Genomic DNA, 17919 nt, shown 5'->3' with positions numbered 1-17919 from the left:
GCATCAGGTGCGCGCAGCCATCGTTGCAGAGGTGCGCGAATGGACGTGACCCGGCGAGGCGGCGCGCGGCCGCCCAGGCGCGGCGTGGCCGCAGTGGCGATCAGGGAGGCGGCGCGCAGGCAGACAAGCCTTGCCGCGGCAGTGTGAGGAGGAGGTATCGGGCGCCGGCAGGAGTGCGGCGCCCTGCTAGGAGGAGGGTCTTCGTTCATAGAAGGCGGATGGCTCCAGGCTGCCGGGGCAGCAATGCATCGGAATATCCGCCGGGCTCTCTTTCTTACAGGATCCTGAATCTTACCTGAAACACGGCATTGCGCGAATTGGGGCCGCTACTCCCCTCATTGGCCGCGCAGGTCAGCCGTGCCGCCAGAGCCCGACGACGCGCCGGAGCCGGGCATGCCGCCGTGGCCTGTCGAGCCGGTGTTGCTGCCCGGAGTGCCCTTGGCGCCTCGCGTGTCCGCGCCGGCGTCGTCTTGCTGCGGACTCGATCCGGCCCGCGCGGGCTCGTCCCGGCCGGGATCGCGCTGCTTCTCTTTTGCGCCCTTATGGTTTGCGCCCTTGTCCTGCGCACCCTGCGTTTGCGCGGGCGGCTGTTGCGCGCCGGACGGCTGGTCCCGCTTGGACTGGCCGGTGGCGCTCATGCCGGGCGTCGTCATCTGCGCCTGCGCAACCAACGTTTTTTCAACGCGCTGCGCCGACGCGCCGGTGGCAAGCAAGCCGCTCATGGCAGTAGCGCACAGATACAGAATCGGATGTTTCATGGTTGCTCCTTGGTCGACAGCGGTGACACACTGAGCCCCAGGCCAATAAGCTGACGCGGGATCTCTGTTCATCCAGGGGCAAGTGGCGTGCCTGCCCCGCCAAGGGAGCGATACATGCGTGATCAACCTGTACCCGGCCGGCGGGGGCTGCTCAAGGCCCTTGCCGTCGGCGTCCCCGGCGCCGCCTGGGCGCCCCGCGCAATCAGCGCACCGGACCATCCCCCTTCTGCCCCCCAACCGGACGCTGCCGCGACTGGCGCGGCGCCCAACCGGACGCTCAAATTTTTCAATGCGCAGGAAGCCTTGACGATGGACGCCATCGCTGCCCGGCTGATTCCGGCCGACGACCTGGGTCCGGGCGCCAAGGAAGCCGGGGTGACATTGTTTCTTGACGGCCAGCTTGCCGGGGCCTGGGGCGCGGGCAGCCAGCTCTACCGGCAGGGCCCCTTCGAACCGGGCACGCCGGAACAGGGCTACCAGCTTTCGTTCACACCGGCCGAGATGTTCCGGCGCGGCCTGGCCGCACTGGACGCGGCGGCCCGCAAGCAGGATGGCAAACCTTTCGCCGAGCTGGATGAGGCGCGCCAGGACGCCTGGCTGCGCGACATGCAGGAAGGCAGGCCCGACTTCTCGCCCCTGCCTTCTGGCGTGTTCTTCCAGGCGCTGCTCGAAGGCACGATCGAAGGGTTCTTTTCGGACCCGCTCTATGGCGGCAATGCGGACATGGTGGGGTGGAAGCTCGTGGGGTTTCCCGGCGCGTTTGCCTCGTTTTCCAACGACATCGAGCGCCACGGCGTGATCTGGGCCGGCCAGCCGGTGTCCATTGCCAACGCCACGAGCCACAAGACGACGCCCGGAGGCAAGCATGGCTAAAACGTTACCGGCGGTGGACGTGGCGATCATTGGAGGCGGATGGACCGGTTCCATCATCGGCAAGGAGCTTGCCGCCGCCAAGCAACGGGTCGTGGTGCTGGAACGCGGCGAGGCGCGGTGGCCGTCGCCTGACTTTCAGGGGCCCAATGTCCACGACGAACTCAAGTACACGCGCCGCCACGAATTGCACCAGGACGCCGCGACCGAAACCTACACGTTCCGCAACAACACGGACCAGAAGGCGCTGCCGATGCGCCGGTGGCAATTTGCCTACCCCGGCACGCATCTGGGCGGCGCGGGCAATCATTGGTCGGGCGCCTACTACCGCTTCGATCCCACCGACTTCGTCATGCGCAGCCATTACAACGAGCGCTATGGCAAGGACATCTTCGACAAGGAACTGACCTGTCAGGACTGGGGCATCACCTATGACGAGCTGGAGCCGTACTTCGACCGCTTCGATTACCTGATCGGCGCTTCCGGCCAGGCGGGCAACATCAAGGGCGAGAAACAGGAAGGCGGCAACCCGTTCGAGCCGTGGCGCTCGCGCCCCTACCCCAACCCGCCCATGAAGGTGCCCTACGCGCCGGCGCTCTTCGGCGAAGCCGCACGCAAGCTGGGCTATCACCCTTACGTGCAGCCGTCCGCGCTCTGTACGCGGCCTTATGTGAACACCGAAGGCCTGCACATGAGCGCGTGCGTGTACTGCGGATTCTGTTCCAACTTTGGTTGCGAGCACTTCGCCAAGGCCTCGCCGCAGGTGTGCATCCTGCCGGTGGCCATGAAGATGGAGAATTTCGAGATCCGCACCGGCGCGCATGTGCTGCGCGTGGAGCTGACGCCGGACAAGAAGCGCGCCCGGGGCGTGACGTACGTGGATGCGGGCGGCGAAGAAGTCTTCCAGCCGGCCGAAATCGTCGTGCTGTGCGCGTTCGGCATCAACAACGTGCGGCTGCTGTTGCTCTCGGGGATCGGCAAGCCCTTCGATCCGGCAACCAACACCGGCGTCGTGGGCCGCAACTACACGCACCAGACCACCTCGGGCGTGAACCTCTTTTTCGATGAGTCGGTCAACATCAACCCGTTCATGGGCGCCGGCGCGGTGGCGGTAACGATGGACGACTTCAGCGCCGACAACTTCGACCATGGGCCCGTGGGCTTCGTCGGCGGCGGCTATCTGCAGATTCAGGTGGTCAGCGGCGCGCCGATCGGCTTTCATCCCACGCCCAAGGGCACGCCGTCGTGGGGCTCTGAATGGAAGAAGGCGGTCGCGCGCTACTACAACCATGCGGCCAACATCACCATTACCGGCTCGGCGCAGCCCTGGCGCGGCGGCTACCTGAGCCTGGATCCCACCTACAAGGACGCGTGGGGCCTGCCGCTGTTGCGGGTGACCTACGACTTTCCCGACAACGACATCCGCATGTCGGCTTTTCTGACGGAAAAAGGCGATGAAATCGCACGCGCCATGAAGGGCATCGTCCGCACCGAACCGGGCCCGCGCAAGCGGCCGTTTTCGGCGACCGCGTATCAGTCGACCCACCTGACGGGCGGCGCGGCAATGGGCGACGATCCCAACACCAGCGTCGTCAATCGCTACGGTCAGTCGTGGGACGTACCCAACGTGTTCGTCACGGGCGCCGCGCTCTTTCCGCAGAACTCGGGCTACAACCCGACAGGCACCGTGGGCGCCACCGCCTATTGGATCGTAGAGAAAATCAAGGCGGACTATCTGCGTTCGCCGGGCCCGCTGGTGTCATCATGATCGAACATCGCAAAGGCATCATCTTCACTGTCGGGTTGATGGTCGCGGTGCCTGCCATCACGCTGGTCGCAACCGTGCACCAAATGATGGGCGCGGGCGGCGACGAGGCGATCCGGGCCTCGGCCGTGCCGCAACCGCCAGTGCCCGCCGCGAGTCCGGCCCCGCAGGCGGCCGCGCCTGCGGGGCAAGGGGCGGCCCCGGCTGCACCGGCTGCCGCGCCGGCCGCGACGGGTCCCGCCGCAGGATCGGGCGCGGCGGCCCCTGCCGCCACCTCAGGCACCCAGGCGCCTGCCCCCCTGAAACCCGTGCCAGGACGCAGCGCCACCGATTTCACCGCGTCGCGCCCCGATTGGGAAAAATGGCTGCGCGAGGCCGATCCGGAATCAGGCAAGCAACTGGCCGCAAACGGCAAGCCCGGCGCGGGGGTGCAGGCCTGTGTGGCCTGCCACGGCCCCGCCGGCATCACACCCACGGGCGGCATATTCCCCAACCTGGCGGGCCTGCGCAGCGAGTATCTGGCCAAGCAGCTGGCCGACTTCCGGTCCGGCACGCGGGTGCAACCCCTGATGAACACCATCGCGCGCGCGCTGACAGAGGAAGAAATCGGACAGGTGGCGGCCTACTACGGCACGTTGGCCGGTCCGCCGCTGCACGTGGGCGAGTTCGGCGGCGAGGCGGCGCGCAAGCTGGATGTCGAAGGCGACGGCGCGCGCGCCCTGCCCGCCTGCGCCAATTGCCATGGTCTGCGCGGCATGGGCGAAGGCCCGTTGCTGCCGCGGCTGGCCGGGCAGTCTCGGGAATATTTCACCGACCAGATGAACGCGTTTCGCAATGGATCGCGCCAGAACGACGATGTCGGCGTGATGCGGGCGTTTTCGCAGCGCCTGACCGACGCGGAGATCCAGGCGCTGGCGCAATACTACGCCGGCCCGGCGCCGGCGCCGCGGTAGGCGCCGGTTAGGCAGTACAATTCCGTCCGCCGCACCCGCAACGGGTGCGCGGCCGCGACGCTGTCGCGATCCCAGATGGACCCGGCTTGCCGGGTGGCTCGGCCGGGCGCCTATCCCTCGGACAACCTGCAAGCCCAACGGGCGTTCGCCCTTGACCTGCCGCACACGCTGCGGCGGGACCCACGCCCGGCGCTTGCTCAAATCTGCTTAGCCAATCAATGTCAGTTCTTTCCAAGCTTCGCCGCGACTGGATGGCCAATCCGCGCGCGGACGTTCTGTCGGGGGTGCTCGTCGCCCTTGCCCTGATTCCCGAAGCCATCGGCTTTTCCATCATCGCCGGGGTCGATCCCAGCGTTGGCCTGTATGCCTCATTTTCCATCGCGTTCATCATCTCGTTCATGGGCGGGCGGCCGGGCATGATCTCGGCCGCGACCGCCGCGGTCGCGGTCCTGGTCGCGCCGCTGGTGCGCGAGCATGGCGTCAGCTACCTGTTCGCCGCGACCGTGCTGATGGGCCTGCTGCAGATCGCGGCCGGATTCCTGCGGCTGGACCTGCTGATGCAGTATGTGTCGCGATCGGTCGTGACTGGCTTCGTCAATGCGCTGGCCATCCTGATCTTCATGGCGCAGCTGCCGCAATTGATCGGGGTGACATGGGTCACGTATGCCATGGTGGCCGCCGCGCTTGCCATCATCTATCTGCTGCCCCGGCTCACCACGGTCATCCCATCGCCGCTGATCGCCATCATCGTCATGACGGCCGTCTCCATCCAGGCGGGGCTGGACGTCAACACGGTGGGCGACATGGGCGCGCTGCCCTCTGCCCTGCCGTCGTTCATGGTTCCCGATGTGCCCTTCACGCTGGAGACCCTGCGCATCATCCTGCCGTACTCGCTGACGATGGCCGCGGTGGGACTGCTGGAATCGATGATGACGGCGCAGATCGTGGACGACATGACCGACACCGCCAGCGACAAGCGCCGCGAATGCAAGGGCCAGGGCATTGCCAACCTGGTCACGGGCTTTCTGGGCGGCATGGGCGGCTGCGCCATGATCGGCCAGTCCGTCATCAACGTGCGCGCCGGCGGCCGCACGCGTCTGTCCACCTGCGTGGCGGGCGTCTTCCTCCTGTTCCTGATCGTGGCGCTGGGCCCCCTGGTGGCGCAGATCCCGATGCCGGCCCTGGTGGCCGTGATGATCATGGTGTCGATTGGCACCTTCAGCTGGCGCTCCTTGCGCAACCTTGGCTCGCATCCCTGGCAGTCGTCGGTCGTCATGCTGGCGACGGTCGCCGTGGTGGTCTGGACGCACGACCTGGCACGCGGCGTGCTGGTGGGCGTGGTGCTGAGCGGTCTGTTCTTTGCCGGCAAGGTCAAGGGGCTGCTGCACGTGGCCACGTCGCTGTCCGAGGATGGGCGCACGCGTACCTACCGCTATTCGGGGCAAATCTTTTTCGCCTCGGCGTCGCGGTTTTCGGCGGCGGTCGACTTTCATGAAGCCGTGGAGCGCGTGGTGATCGATCTGACGGGCGCGCACTTCTGGGACATTTCGGCCGTTGGCGAACTGGACAAGGTGACGCTCAAGCTGCGCCGCGCGGGCCGTCAGGTCGAGGTCATGGGACTGAACGAGGCCAGCGCCACGCTGGTCGGGCGTTATGCCCAACCCGGGGCGCAGTCGGGCCACTAGCGCGCCGTCGCGGCCGATTCCTTCAGGGACTCGGCTGCGGATCAACACGTTTGGTTACTTCCCGGGCACGCCGCTTGCTCACTCCGCCAGATCGCATCTGCCGGAGTTTTCATGCCCGCTTCGCATTCCCTCGACGCCACGACGCTGACGGTGTTGACGGTCAACACCCATAAGGGCTTTACCAGTTTCAACCGCCGCTTCATGCTGCACGACCTGCGTGAGGCGCTGCGCACCGCCTCCCCGGACGTGGTCTTTCTGCAGGAAGTCCTGGGCGAACACCAGACGCACGCCGGGCGCCACGATTCCTGGCCGGCGCAGTCGCAGTATGAATTTCTTGCCGACACTTTGTGGACGGACTTCGCGTATGGCCGCAACGCGGTCTACCCCGAAGGACATCACGGCAACGCGATCCTGTCGCGCTACCCGATCGAAAGCCACGAGAACCACGACGTGAGCGTCGATGGCCATGAGGGACGGGGCCTGTTGCACTGCGTCTTGAGGCCCCCTTCCCTGGCGTCGCCCGTGCACGCCATCTGCGTGCATCTGGGGCTGCTCGAGCGCCACCGGGGCGAGCAATTGCGCCGGCTGTGCGAGCTGGTGTCGCACGGCGTGCCCGCCGACGAGCCGCTGCTGATTGCGGGCGACTTCAACGACTGGCGGCTGCGCGCGGACACCCTGATGCGCGATTGCGGCACGCAAGAGGTGTTCACGTCGCGTCTGGGCCGCCCCGCGCGGACCTTCCCGGCGCGCTGGCCGTTGCTGCGGCTGGACCGCATCTATGTACGCAGTGTGCGCGACTGGAAGCCGGTGCCACTGGCATCGCGCGTCTGGTCACGCCTTTCCGATCATGTGCCGATTTGTGCGGAGATTGCGCTATGAACCTGGGCTGGCGCGAAAACAACCGATATACCCTGCTGGAAAACGGCACGGAGTACTTTCCCGCCGTCGTCGAGGCCATCGACGCGGCCAAGAGCGAAGTGCTGGTGGAAACCTTCATCCTGTTCGACGATGCTGTCGGCCGGGATATCCAGCAGGTCCTGATCCGCGCCGCAAAGCGCGGCGTCAGCGTGGACCTTCTGGTCGACGGCTACGGGTCCGACGAGCTGACCGAGGAATTCATCGGCGCGATGACCGAGGCCGGCGTGCGCTTTCACGTGTTCGATCCGCGCCCGCGCTTTCTGGGCGTGCGCACGAACGTGTTTCGGCGCATGCACCGCAAGATCGTGGGCATCGACCGCGAGCGCGCATTCATCGGCGGCATCAATTTTTCCGCGGACCATTTGCCCGACTATGGGCCGGAAGCGAAGCAGGACTACGCCGTGCTGGTCGAAGGGCCGCTGGCGGCCGACATCGCCGACTACGCGCGCGCGCAACTGGGCAACGGCAAGCGGCGGCTGCGGCGCCGTCCCGCCCGGATGGATCCCCTGCCCGCCGGCGACGGCGGCGGGCGGCTGGTGGTGCGCGACAACATCAGCCATCGCAGCGACATCGAACGCTACTACCGGGCAGGCGTGCGCTCGGCGCGCTCGGACGTGCTGATCGCCAATGCCTACTTCTTTCCGGGCTACCACCTGCTGCGCGACCTGGTGAAGGCAGCCCGCCGCGGCGTGCGCGTTCGGCTGCTGCTGCAGGGCGAGCCGGACGTCCTGGTCGCCCGCCTGGCCGCGTCGATGCTCTATGACTACCTGATCGATTCGGGCGTGGAGATCCATGAGTACTGCAAGCAGCCGCTGCACGGCAAGGTCGCGTGCGTGGACGATGACTGGTCGACGATTGGTTCGAGCAACCTGGATCCGCTGAGTCTGGCGCTGAACCTGGAGGCCAACGTCGTGGTGCGGGACGCGTCGCTGAACGCAGCCCTGCGCAAGAGCCTGGACCGGCTGATTGCCGAGGACTGCCGGCCGGTCGAGATGGCCAAGAACTCGCGGCGCCGGTTGCGCCGCCTGTGGCTGGGCGTGGTGGTGTTCCACTTTCTGCGGCGGTTCCCCGCCTGGGCGGGCAGCTTGCCGGCCCACAAGCCGCGCCTGCAATCCATGACGGCGGATACCGGAAGGGAGACCGCATGAAGATCCTGCATTCGTCACCCATGCGGGCGTTGAGGCGCCGCTGGCCCCGTATCAAGCGCGTGCTGCCCGTGCTGGTGCTGATCGTGGTCGCCGGGCTGCTGTACTACTTCGGCCGCTCCGTGGACTGGCCGCAGGTGTGGGTCGCCATGCGCAAGATTCCCGGCCAGACCATCGCCATCGCGGCCGGACTGGTGGTGGCGGGCTACCTTGCGTACGGCAGCCTGGACCTCCTGGGCAAGAAGTACACGCGCCACCACCTGCCCGCGCCCAAGGCGCTGGGCGTGGCGATGCTGAGCTACGCGCTGAACCTGAACCTGGGCGTGCTGGTGGGCGGCCTGGGGGCACGGCTGCGGCTGTACACGCGGCTGGGCTGCCGCAAGTCTGTCGCGACCCGCGTCGCCTTGTTTGCGGCGGCATCGAACTGGATCGGCTATGCGTGGCTGGCGGGCATCGTGTTCGCATTGGGCGTGGTGCCGGTGCCGGCGGGCTGGGAGATCGGCTCCGGCATGCTGCGCATCCTGGGACTTGCGCTGCTGTCGTTGGGCATTGCGTACGTCGTGACGTGCGCGCGGGCCCGGCGCCGCAGCGTCACCTGGATGGGCCACCACATCGCGCTGCCGCGCGCCCGCATGGCCGTGGCGCAATGCGCCCTGGCGGCGCTGTCCTGGTCCCTGATGGGCGCCATCTGCTATGTGCTGCTGCAGGGCAAGGCAAGCTACCCGGCGGTGCTGGGCATCCTGCTTTGCACGAGCTTCGCGTCGGTCATCACCCGCGTGCCCGGCGGACTGGGCACCACCGAGGCCATCTTCGTGGCCGCGCTGGGATCCCAGATTCCGCCCACCGAAGTGCTGGGCGCGGCCCTGGCCTACCGCGCCGTCTACGCGTTGGCGCCGCTGTGCCTGGCGCTGATCGCGTATCCCCTGATCGAGCTGAAATTGGGCATGCGTCGGCGCAAGGCGGACGCCGCTCCCCCAGGCCAAGCAAGCCGCGTGCAATGAGGACCGTCATGAGTAGACCCCGACCCGACTCCGCAGGAACCGTCGCCGCCTATCCGCGGCGCGCCGCTGCTTCCGAACACGATATCGCCTCGCAGGAGGCGCTGGCGTTGCGCGTCGCCGCCTTGCTGGGACGGCGGTTCGCCCCGGACTTCCGGCCAACCCGCAATCGCGGCGAACCGCCGCCCTACTACGTGCCGGATCGCAGCATCACCAGCCTGGCCCGCGCGGCAAAGCTGGGCATCACGCGCGCGGCCGACCTGTTCGGCGGCGTGACGCCGCATGCCTTCGTCGCAACCAAATCCATCACCCATGGCGTCGTCGACGCCCAGGCGCGGGTGCCGCAGGGTTGGGCGCGATCCTTGGCCGGCGCGCTCGAGGAGGTCGTGCTTCGCGGCTTCACCGCCTTCACGCTGGAGGACGCCTACCGGGCCGGGGAACGGCTGCTGCAGGAAGGCGCATTCCGCGTCAAGCCAGCCGACGCCACTGCGGGCCGCGGACAGATCGTCGTGCGCAACGCGCAGGATTTGCGGGCCGCGCTGAGCGAACAGGACGCCGCATCCGTGCGCCGCCTGGGCCTCGTGCTGGAGGAAGACCTGGCGCAGATCGAGACCTACAGCGTGGGCTGGGTGCGCGTGGGCAAGCTGGAAGCGTCGTACGTGGGCACGCAGTGCCTGACGCCCGACAACAACGGCGTCTCGGTGTACGGCGGCTCCAATCTCACCGTTGCCCGCGGGGGCTTCGACGAGTTGCGGGCGCTGAACCTGACCGACGAAGAACGGCAGGCGGTGGACTTGAGCTGCCGCTATGACACGGCGGTCTCCACGGCCTATCCTGATTTCTTCGCGTCCCGGCGCAACTACGACGTGGGCGTGGGCCGCAACGCCCAAGGCGAACCCCGCGCCGGCGTGCTGGAGCAATCGTGGCGGGCGGGCGGCGCCAGCATTGCGGAACTGTCCGCGCTGCAGGCGTTCATGCTGTCGCCATCGCTTAAATCCGTGTCCGCCTTCACGCGCGAACGCTATGGCGCGGACGAACCGCCGCCCACGTCGGAGCAATACGTGTACCGGGGCGAGGACTCCGCCGTGGGTATGATCACCAAATCCGGGGGCATTCTGGAGGACGACGATGGCCGCCTTTAGCGACCCAATCGAAATCGACGTGGCGGACCAGCAACTGGCCGGCACGTTTCTGACGCCCGAAAACAAGGTGCCGGGCGTGCTGTTCATTCACGGCTGGGGCGGCGACCAGAAGTTCGACCTGGCCCGCGCCAAGGGCATCGCCGCGCTGGGATGCGTGTGCCTGACGTTCGACCTGCGCGGCCATGCCGCCACGCAGGCCCAGCAGATGCAGGTATCGCGCGACGACAACCTGCACGACGTCATGGCGGCCTACGACCGGCTTGCGGCCCATCCGTCGCTGGACAGCGGCTCGGTGGCGGTGGTGGGCAGCAGCTACGGCGGCTACCTGGCCGCCATCCTGAGCGGGTTGCGCCGCGTGCGCTGGCTGGCCCTGCATGTGCCCGCGCTATACCGCGACGACGAATGGATGCTGCCCAAGAACCAGCTCAACCGCGAAACCCTGCGGGCTTATCGCAACACCCATATCGAGCCCGAAAGCAACCGCGCGCTGGCGGCTTGCGCCAACTTCACCGGCGACGTGCTGATCGTGGAAGCCGAGCACGACGTGTACATTCCGCACTCGACGATCATGAACTACCGCTCGGCCTTCCGGCGGTCCCATTCGATGACGCACCGCATCCTGGATGGCGCGGACCACGCCCTGAGCGACAAGGCCTCGCAGCAGGCCTATACGTCGATCCTGGTGAACTGGGTGACCGAAATGGTCATGGGCGCGCGGGTCGGCCGGCCGCGCCCGCTGCCTTAGGCAGTTCTCCGGCGCCGGCTCAGGGCTTGGTGGGACTGAGCAGGTCCGACAACGCGTTGCCCAATTCCTTGACGGCGCCCGCGACCCCTTCCGCGGCGCCTTCGGCGCCCACCCCGATGGCGTGTCCGAAGCCTTGCGCGACCTGCGCCGCAAAGCCGCGCGTGACCGAGAACTTCGGATTATCCAGGCTGCCCGCCAACGCGAAGTCGAAACGGACCGTGCCGCTCTTGTCCTTCATCGCCGCCAGCACCGCCTTGCGCGGCAACGAGAACAGGCTGCCGTCGCCGCTGAACTTCAGGTTGTGCAAGGCCACGGCACCCGAAGCCTTCAGCTCATGGCGGGCAATCGACGTCTTCATGTCCAGGTCCATCGAACCGCCCGCCAGCGAGCCGGCGCCGTTCTCGGCCAGATAAGGCGCGGCATGGCGCACGTCCATGTTGCGCGCCGCGACCGTGATGTCGGCGTCCGTGCCGCCGATTACCACCTTGCCCCGCGCGCGCACCGTCGACTCGCCATTGCGGTTGTCCTCGACCTTGCCGGTAAATTCCATGTCGCTGGACGTGCCATCGCCAGGAATGACCACCGGCTGCAGCCGCGCCTGCACGTCCTTGAAGGGAATGCGATGCGGCGGCTTGGAGACAGCGCCGTCCAGGTATTCCAGCCGGCCATCGCGCAGGATCAGCTCGGCGACGCGGATCGGCCCGTTGCGCCGCGTCTTGCCATCCCCCACGCCCGCCCGCAGCGCCGCCTGCAGCGCGGGGGATATCTGCATGTCGCCGTCCGGACTGCGCACCACGGCGAAATCGAACCCGTCGATGATGATGCGCTTGAACACGGCCTCGCGGCGCAGAAAGGCGGTCCACTCCGGTTCAAGTTCCACGCGCTGAGCGCGCGCGCCGGGCTGGCCGGATGCGCCGGGCACGGTGACGTCGGTCAGCACCACCTGCCGCAGGCCGACCTGCACGTTGCCGACCTGGCTGCGGGGGCCCAGAATGCTGGCGATGCGCTGTTCGACCACGCGGGTGGCGGCCAGCGCCAGCACCGCAAGGACGGCCCCGATCAGAAGCAGTATCGCCAGGGCGGTGCCCCAGCCTGACCGGCCACGCGCGTCGGCTGCGTTCGAACTCATCTTGGTTTCCGAAGTTGTACAAATCACCGGCGCCGCCGGCGCCACACCCCTTGCACCATAGCGAGGCGCGGCGGCCTGCGCAACCTAGAGCATCGTCCGGGATGCGCAATCATTCATCAATGCTCGAAAAGGATGAGACGGCGCCTGGCCTCGCCGTCTCGATGCTGGTCAAGCGACCTCACGCCGCCAGGACAGGCGCCAGTAGCGTTCGGGACGGCATGGCAAAGCGCCAACCTGCCCCGCTTGCACCTCTGCCGCCAGGCTGTTGCGCGCGGCCAGGGCGCGCTGACGGCCTCGCGTGACATCGCCCTCGGCGCCGGCGTCGAACGGCGAAGCCAGGATCCGGTGGCGCAGCAGACTGGCCAGCCGCTCCTGGACCGCGCCCGGCTCGGCGTCGGCGACCTCTTCATAGGCGATCCACTCCACACGCAGAAACAGCGCCCGCGCGGTCAGGCATGCGTCCGACACCAGCAGCTGCGCCGCCCCGCACAGCCCCAGCGGCATCAGGATCACCCGTGGCCGCAGCGCGGACAGCGCCGATGCCAGGGCGCCCGTCAACCGTCCGGCTCTGCCGCTGTCCGGGTGCAGATCTTCCACCAGATCCATCTGCACGCCGCGCACGCCCAGCAGCGACAGCGCCCGCACGCTGCTGGCCTGGCGGGCAAGGACGGCATCGCGCACGCTTGCAAGACGGTCGGCGCTGTCCTTGCCGCTGGCGCAACCGGACGGTAGCGGCAAGCCCGAATACACCGTGAGCACGGTGCTGTCCGGACGCGCCGCCAACAGGCCTGCACAGCCGCCGACGGCGTCGTTGAAGCAGGGAGAAACCGCAATCAGTCTGCCTTCCCGGAGCATGGCGTCCTCGTCGGTGGCGGCTTACCAATACGGGGGCTGGTTGTAGTACTGATGAATGCCTCTGGCCCAGGTTTCGTCCGCCATGCTGGGCCAATTGTCCTTGTCGAACCCGTCGGCGTTCTTGAGCACTTCCTTGTCCACGTTCAGCACGAAGCACTTGCGGTCGGTATCCAGCGTCAGCGCGCTCCACGGAATGGCGTACAGCTTGTCGCCAATGCCCAGGATGCCGCCGCGCGACAGGACGGCATACGCGATGCGCCCGTGCGGCACGTCCAGCATGATTTCCTGGATGCTGCCCAGCGATTCGCCGGCCGGGTTGTAGACGTCGTTCCCTTCAAGTGTGCTGGCCGCCATGATCTGCGGACCGGGACCGCTGGGATCGTTTTTCGGACCGCCCACGATCTTGGTTTCGCTTTGCGCCTGGCCGGCGCCTGTCAACGGATGGTTCATGGTGAGTCTCCTTCAGTAAAGCGTCTTGCATGGCGAACGGTTCGGCATGCAGGTCACCCTCCAAGCAAGCCCTGTGCCACACCGCTGTGCGGCTTGGCGCCCCGGCCCTGCGCAGGTCCGGCCCGGACAAGATGGCAGTTCTTACATGCGGCCCCACAAAAATGCCGGGGCCGGCCCTGCGTGTGCAGGATCGGCCCCGGCCGGCGCGCGGGGTCGGGCAGCGCGGGTTGGCGTCAGCGCCGGTTGCCGCGGTCCGACATCATGCAGATCCCGGCCAGCACGCCCAGCAACACGGCGCCTGCGATGCTCTTCCAGGCGTTTTCATGCACGTATTCGTCCGTGGCGTGCGACACCACGCGCGCCCGGTCCCAGGCCGCGCGCTCCCATCCGCGGGCCTGATCGCGTGCGGCGTCCAGCTGGTGCTTGAGCTTGTCACGGGCGGATTCGATCTCCGACCCGCTGTAGCTGGCGGTGCTTCGCAGCAAATCCTCGGTGCCTGATATCAGGTCGCGCATCGTCCGCGAAGACGAGTCCGAGGTGTGGAACATGTCGCGCAGCCTATCTCGTTTGTTCATGTGTACTCCTTTGAAAAGTGCGGATCGCTCCCCCCGCGGCACGGCGCACGCGAGGCGCGGCCCGCAAGCCGCAAGCCGTGCAGGACCGGTCACAGCCGGTCGATGCCCGGCGTCTGCTGGGGGTCGACCCCCGGCATGGGATTGGGAATGCTGTCCGGAGGCCAACGCCCCTTCTCATCCTTGCCCGCGCCGGGCGCGTCGGGCTGAGGTTGTTCGGCTGGCGCCTGGTCCGGGGTCTTCTGTCCGCCCTGCCCGGGCGGTGGGGAACGCGTCCCCTCGGTGTTTGCCATGATGTGCTCCTGAAATGAAAAGACTGATGCAATCGGCTGTCAACTTGCCCACCATTGCTTGATCGTCGCGCGCAGCGCCGCGCCGCCCGTGGCGGCATCTTCCTGGCGCAGCGCCTTGAAATACGCGCCGATCTGCTTGGCCGGGATGTGGGGCGGCAACGGCGGCATCTCGGGATCGGTCACCATCTCCAGCACGACAGGACGTCCCGCCGCCAAGGCGCGGTCCCACGCCGGACCGACGTCGTCGGGACTGTCCACCCGGATGCCCTCCAGGCCCAGCATCCGGCCGTATTCCGCGTAAGAAAACTTCGGCAACCACTGCGAGTCCGGAAAGCGCGGGTCCCCGCCCATCACGCGCTGTTCCCATGTCACCAGGTTCAAATCGCCGTTGTTCAGCACCATGACGATCAGGGTGGGATTGCTCCAGTCCTGCCACCGGTGGGCAATGGTGATGAGCTCGTTGATGCCCAGCATCTGCATCGCGCCGTCGCCCACCAGGGCGATGACAGGCCGATCCGGATAGGCAAGCTTTGCCGCCACCGCATAGGGCACGCCGCAACCCATCGTGGCCAGCCCGCCCGACACCGAACCCATCATGCCGGCCTGAATGTCGACGTTGCGCGCATACCAGTTGGCGGCCGAGCCCGAGTCGCAGGCCAGAATGGCCTGCGCGGGCAACCGCTTGGACAACTCCAGGAACGGGCGCTGAGGATTGATCGGCTTGGCATCGACCATCGCACGGGCATGCACCGTTTCGCGCCAGGCGGAAACCTGCTTCTCGATACGCTCGCGCCAGCGCCGCGTTTTCTTGGGTTCCAGCAGCGGTATCAACGCTTCCAGCGTCAACCGGCTGTCGCCCACCAGCCCGATCTCCACGGGATAGCGCAGGCTGAGCTTGCGTCCGTCGCGATCGATCTGCACGGCGCGCGCCTGGCCTTCCTGCGGCAGGAACTCCGCATACGGGAACGAGGTGCCCACCATCAGCAGCGTGTCGCATTCGTTCATCATGTCCCAGCTTGGCTGCGTGCCGAGCAGCCCGATGGCGCCCGTCACGTAAGGCAGGCTGTCCGGCAACACGGCCTTGCCCAGCAACGCCTTGGCCACGCCCGCGCCCAGCAGCTCGGCGACCTGGCTGACCTGTTCGCCCGCCTGCAGCGCGCCCGCGCCCACCAGGATCGCCACCTTCTCGCCGCGGTTCAGGATGTCGGCGGCGTTGCGCAGCGCATCCGGGCCGGGCACGGCGGCGTGGGAGGTCACGCCGATGCCTGTGTGCACCGTGCCGTGCTCGCGGGGCGGCGCCGGCACGGCCGGCAAGTCCTGCACGTCGTTGGGAAAGATGACGCAGGTCACGCTACGCCGCTCCAGGGCAATGCGCATGGCGCGGTCCACCATATGGCGCGCCTGCTCCGCCGTCGTCGCCATCTGCACGTAATCGTGCGCGACATCCTTGAACAGGCTGATCAAGTCCACTTCCTGCTGGTAGTCGCCGCCCAGCGCGCTGCGAGCCTGCTGGCCCACCAACGCCACGACCGGCTGATGATCCAGCTTGGCGTCATACAGACCATTGAGCAGATGGATGGCGCCGGGCCCCGAGGTCGCCAGGCATACCCCGACCTGCCCCGTGAACTTGGCATGGGCGCACGCCATGAATGCGGCGCTTTCTTCGTGCCGGGCTTGTATGAATTCCAGCGGCTCCTGCGTGCGGCCAAAGGCACCGATGAGCCCGTTGATGCCGTCGCCGGGATACCCGTACACCTTGCGCACGCCCCACTGCGACAGCCGCTTCAACACGAAGTCCGACACTGTTTCCATACGTTTCTCCATGCGGTCGTCGTTGAAAGCGTCTCCTTGCAGCAACCGCCGTTCCTGCCCCTGATTGGAATTTGGGCGCAGGGGCGCAGATAAAAATTACAAACCGGCCGTAGCGGGCGCCCGGCCTGCGCCGTCGTTCCATCGTTTGGATGACCCGCATTTGTGCTGCATTGCGCAATTTTTCTGCTGCCGGCGCGTTTGGGCACACGGCTTGCGTAAGGGAAGGCCTCGGCGTACCAACTGGAGCAAGCATGGCGAAGACAAGAACCCTGATTGTGGCGGGAGAAGCTTTTCCGCTGGCCAAAACGGGCGGACTGGGAGATGCCATCACCGGCATGGCCCGCGCGTTGATGGAGGCGCGAATGCCTCTGAGCGTGCTGCTGCCTGCCTATCGGGGCGTGCGCGCCAAGCTGAACCGCGTGCGCGAAGTGGCCACGCTGGAGGATCTGCCCGGCGGCCCGGCCGTCCTGCTGGAAGGCAAATGTCCCCAATCCGGCATCGACTATCTGGTGCTTGAGAACGATGCCCTGTACGACCGCGGCGGCCTCTACGCCGACGAGAACGGGCGCGAGCACCCCGACAACGGCTTGCGCTACGCAGCGCTTGCGCACGCCGCCGTGCGCGTGGCGGCGGGATTGCCGGGCGTTGCGCGCCCCACGCTGGTGCACGCGCACGACTGGCATGCCGGCCTGGTGCCGCTGCTGCTGCGCGCGGCCGACCTGCGCGACGTGAAAAGCGTGATGACCATTCACAACCTGGCGTTCCAGGGGCTGTTCCCGATGGCATGCGCCGACGAATTTGGCGTGCCCGAATGGGCCCGTACCGACGACGGCGCCCAGGCTTGGGGGCAGCTCAACTTCCTGAAGGCCGGCATCCGCTACGCGGACCGCGTCACCACGGTCAGTCACACCTACGCGCGCGAAATCATGACGCCGGAATTCGGTTGCGGCCTGGACGCGCTGCTGCGCAGCCGTGCGGACGACCTGCTGCCGATCCCGAACGGTATCGACGACGTGCTGTGGAACCCTGCCCACGATCCGTACCTGCGTAGCCATCGCTATTCGGTCCGCGACCTGACCAACAAGATTCATTGCAAGGCGGCGTTGCAACGCGAGTTCGGCTTGCGCCCGGATCTGGGCGCGACGGTGATGGGGATGGGCAACCGCCTGACGGAACAGAAGATGGCGGACGTCGCGGTGCACGCGCTTCCCGAAGCGCTGGACCGCCACCCCAATCTGCAGATCGCCATTCTGGGTCAAGGCGATCACCGGCTGGAAGAAGCCTTGCAGGACATCGCGCGCCGCTATCCGGGACGCTGCGCCACCCATATCGGCTACGACGAGGGCATCGCCCACCGGCTGCACGCGGGCTCCGACATCCTGCTGCATGCCAGCCGCTTCGAGCCCTTCGGCCTGACCCCGCTGTATGCGATGCGCTACGGCACCCTGCCGATCGGCTCGCGGGTGGGCGGCATGGCCGATACGATCCAGGATCCCGGTCCGCGCGCCCCGCTGTCGGCCATGGCATCGGCCACTGGCCTGCTTTTTGAAGGCGACTCGCCGCAGGCCATGAGCGCCGCGATCGACCGCGCCATCGACCTGCGCGGCCACGGCATTCTCTGGCGGCTGATGCAGCGCAACGCGATGAACAGCGATTTCGGTTGGCGCGCCGCGGTCAGCCTATATGCCAGCCTGTACCGGTCGCTGGTTGAACCCGAGTATCGCGATGCGGCGCCCGCCTCGGCCGTGCAGCCCGCGGACGTTGCCGCCGTCAACCGCCGCCAGCCGCGCGCGGGCGGCGCACTGCCTGCCGCCATCTAAGGAGCCAGC

General features: G+C 67.3%; 17 protein-coding genes and 1 other annotated feature. Of the genes, 10 read left to right on the top strand and 7 right to left on the bottom strand.

Going from position 1 to position 17919, the window contains the following annotated elements:
- Positions 1 to 335: 335 nt before the first annotated feature.
- Complete coding sequence (locus LN047_RS13520; RefSeq protein WP_373982008.1) at positions 336 to 758, bottom strand: hypothetical protein; 423 nt, start codon at positions 756 to 758, stop codon at positions 336 to 338.
- Between the two features lie 114 nt (positions 759 to 872).
- On the opposite strand from LN047_RS13520, the gene LN047_RS13515 reads away from it, so the two are divergent.
- The 9 genes from LN047_RS13515 (at position 873) to LN047_RS13475 (ending at position 10979) form a co-directional block, all read left to right on the top strand.
- Entirely contained in the window at positions 873 to 1631 is a 759-nt protein-coding gene (locus tag LN047_RS13515) for a gluconate 2-dehydrogenase subunit 3 family protein (RefSeq protein WP_373982007.1), read from the top strand.
- Positions 1624 to 3396 carry a GMC family oxidoreductase gene (locus LN047_RS13510; RefSeq protein WP_152384431.1) on the top strand — a complete coding sequence of 591 codons (1773 nt, stop codon included), beginning with the start codon at positions 1624 to 1626 and terminating at the stop codon, positions 3394 to 3396. Before LN047_RS13515 ends, LN047_RS13510 begins: the two co-directional genes overlap by 8 nt.
- Positions 3393 to 4346: a cytochrome c gene (locus LN047_RS13505; protein WP_373982006.1), complete on the top strand. Its 954-nt coding sequence runs from the start codon at positions 3393 to 3395 to the stop codon at positions 4344 to 4346. Before LN047_RS13510 ends, LN047_RS13505 begins: the two co-directional genes overlap by 4 nt.
- A gap of 74 nt (positions 4347 to 4420) precedes the next feature.
- Positions 4421 to 4473, top strand: a sequence feature (sul1 is cis-regulatory element that is thought to sense ions involved in sulfur or methionine metabolism; They are found in Alphaproteobacteria).
- 91 nt (positions 4474 to 4564) lie between these two features.
- Positions 4565 to 6031, top strand: a complete 1467-nt coding sequence (locus tag LN047_RS13500; RefSeq protein ID WP_373982005.1) for a SulP family inorganic anion transporter — start codon at positions 4565 to 4567, stop codon at positions 6029 to 6031.
- Between the two features lie 111 nt (positions 6032 to 6142).
- Positions 6143 to 6910 carry an endonuclease/exonuclease/phosphatase family protein gene (locus tag LN047_RS13495; RefSeq protein WP_056317766.1) on the top strand — a complete coding sequence of 256 codons (768 nt, stop codon included), beginning with the start codon at positions 6143 to 6145 and terminating at the stop codon, positions 6908 to 6910.
- Positions 6907 to 8097: a cardiolipin synthase ClsB gene (clsB, locus tag LN047_RS13490; protein WP_373982004.1), complete on the top strand. Its 1191-nt coding sequence runs from the start codon at positions 6907 to 6909 to the stop codon at positions 8095 to 8097. The genes LN047_RS13495 and clsB overlap by 4 nt, the downstream gene beginning before the upstream one ends.
- On the top strand, positions 8094 to 9095 hold the full coding sequence (locus LN047_RS13485; protein WP_223575538.1) for a lysylphosphatidylglycerol synthase domain-containing protein: 1002 nt from the start codon (positions 8094 to 8096) through the stop codon (positions 9093 to 9095). Before clsB ends, LN047_RS13485 begins: the two co-directional genes overlap by 4 nt.
- A gap of 8 nt (positions 9096 to 9103) precedes the next feature.
- A complete protein-coding gene (locus tag LN047_RS13480; RefSeq protein WP_373982003.1) occupies positions 9104 to 10234 on the top strand; it encodes a DUF3182 family protein in 1131 nt (376 codons plus the stop codon).
- Positions 10221 to 10979: an alpha/beta hydrolase family protein gene (locus LN047_RS13475; RefSeq protein WP_373982002.1), complete on the top strand. Its 759-nt coding sequence runs from the start codon at positions 10221 to 10223 to the stop codon at positions 10977 to 10979. The genes LN047_RS13480 and LN047_RS13475 overlap by 14 nt, the downstream gene beginning before the upstream one ends.
- Before the next feature lie 19 nt (positions 10980 to 10998).
- Here LN047_RS13475 and LN047_RS13470 read toward each other — a convergent pair whose 3' ends face one another.
- From LN047_RS13470 to LN047_RS13445, 6 genes are all read right to left on the bottom strand, one after another.
- Entirely contained in the window at positions 10999 to 12108 is a 1110-nt protein-coding gene (locus LN047_RS13470) for a DUF748 domain-containing protein (protein ID WP_373982001.1), read from the bottom strand.
- A gap of 168 nt (positions 12109 to 12276) precedes the next feature.
- Entirely contained in the window at positions 12277 to 12963 is a 687-nt protein-coding gene (locus tag LN047_RS13465) for a PIG-L family deacetylase (RefSeq protein WP_373982000.1), read from the bottom strand.
- Between the two features lie 21 nt (positions 12964 to 12984).
- Entirely contained in the window at positions 12985 to 13413 is a 429-nt protein-coding gene (locus LN047_RS13460) for a PRC-barrel domain-containing protein (RefSeq protein WP_152384423.1), read from the bottom strand.
- Between the two features lie 233 nt (positions 13414 to 13646).
- Entirely contained in the window at positions 13647 to 13988 is a 342-nt protein-coding gene (locus LN047_RS13455) for a YqjD family protein (protein ID WP_056317742.1), read from the bottom strand.
- Positions 13989 to 14077: 89 nt separating this feature from the next.
- Positions 14078 to 14278, bottom strand: coding sequence for a hypothetical protein (locus tag LN047_RS13450; protein WP_280018288.1), 201 nt, complete (start codon positions 14276 to 14278; stop codon positions 14078 to 14080).
- A 39-nt stretch (positions 14279 to 14317) separates the two neighbouring features.
- Entirely contained in the window at positions 14318 to 16090 is a 1773-nt protein-coding gene (locus LN047_RS13445) for a thiamine pyrophosphate-requiring protein (protein ID WP_373981999.1), read from the bottom strand.
- 251 nt (positions 16091 to 16341) lie between these two features.
- On the opposite strand from LN047_RS13445, the gene glgA reads away from it, so the two are divergent.
- Positions 16342 to 17910 carry a glycogen synthase GlgA gene (glgA, locus tag LN047_RS13440; protein WP_373981998.1) on the top strand — a complete coding sequence of 523 codons (1569 nt, stop codon included), beginning with the start codon at positions 16342 to 16344 and terminating at the stop codon, positions 17908 to 17910.
- Positions 17911 to 17919 lie beyond the last annotated feature (9 nt).

The organism is Achromobacter sp. JD417 (assembly GCF_041879325.1).
GTDB classification, from domain to species: domain Bacteria; phylum Pseudomonadota; class Gammaproteobacteria; order Burkholderiales; family Burkholderiaceae_B; genus Achromobacter; species Achromobacter mucicolens.
This window is presented reverse-complemented; position numbering and strand designations above follow the sequence as displayed.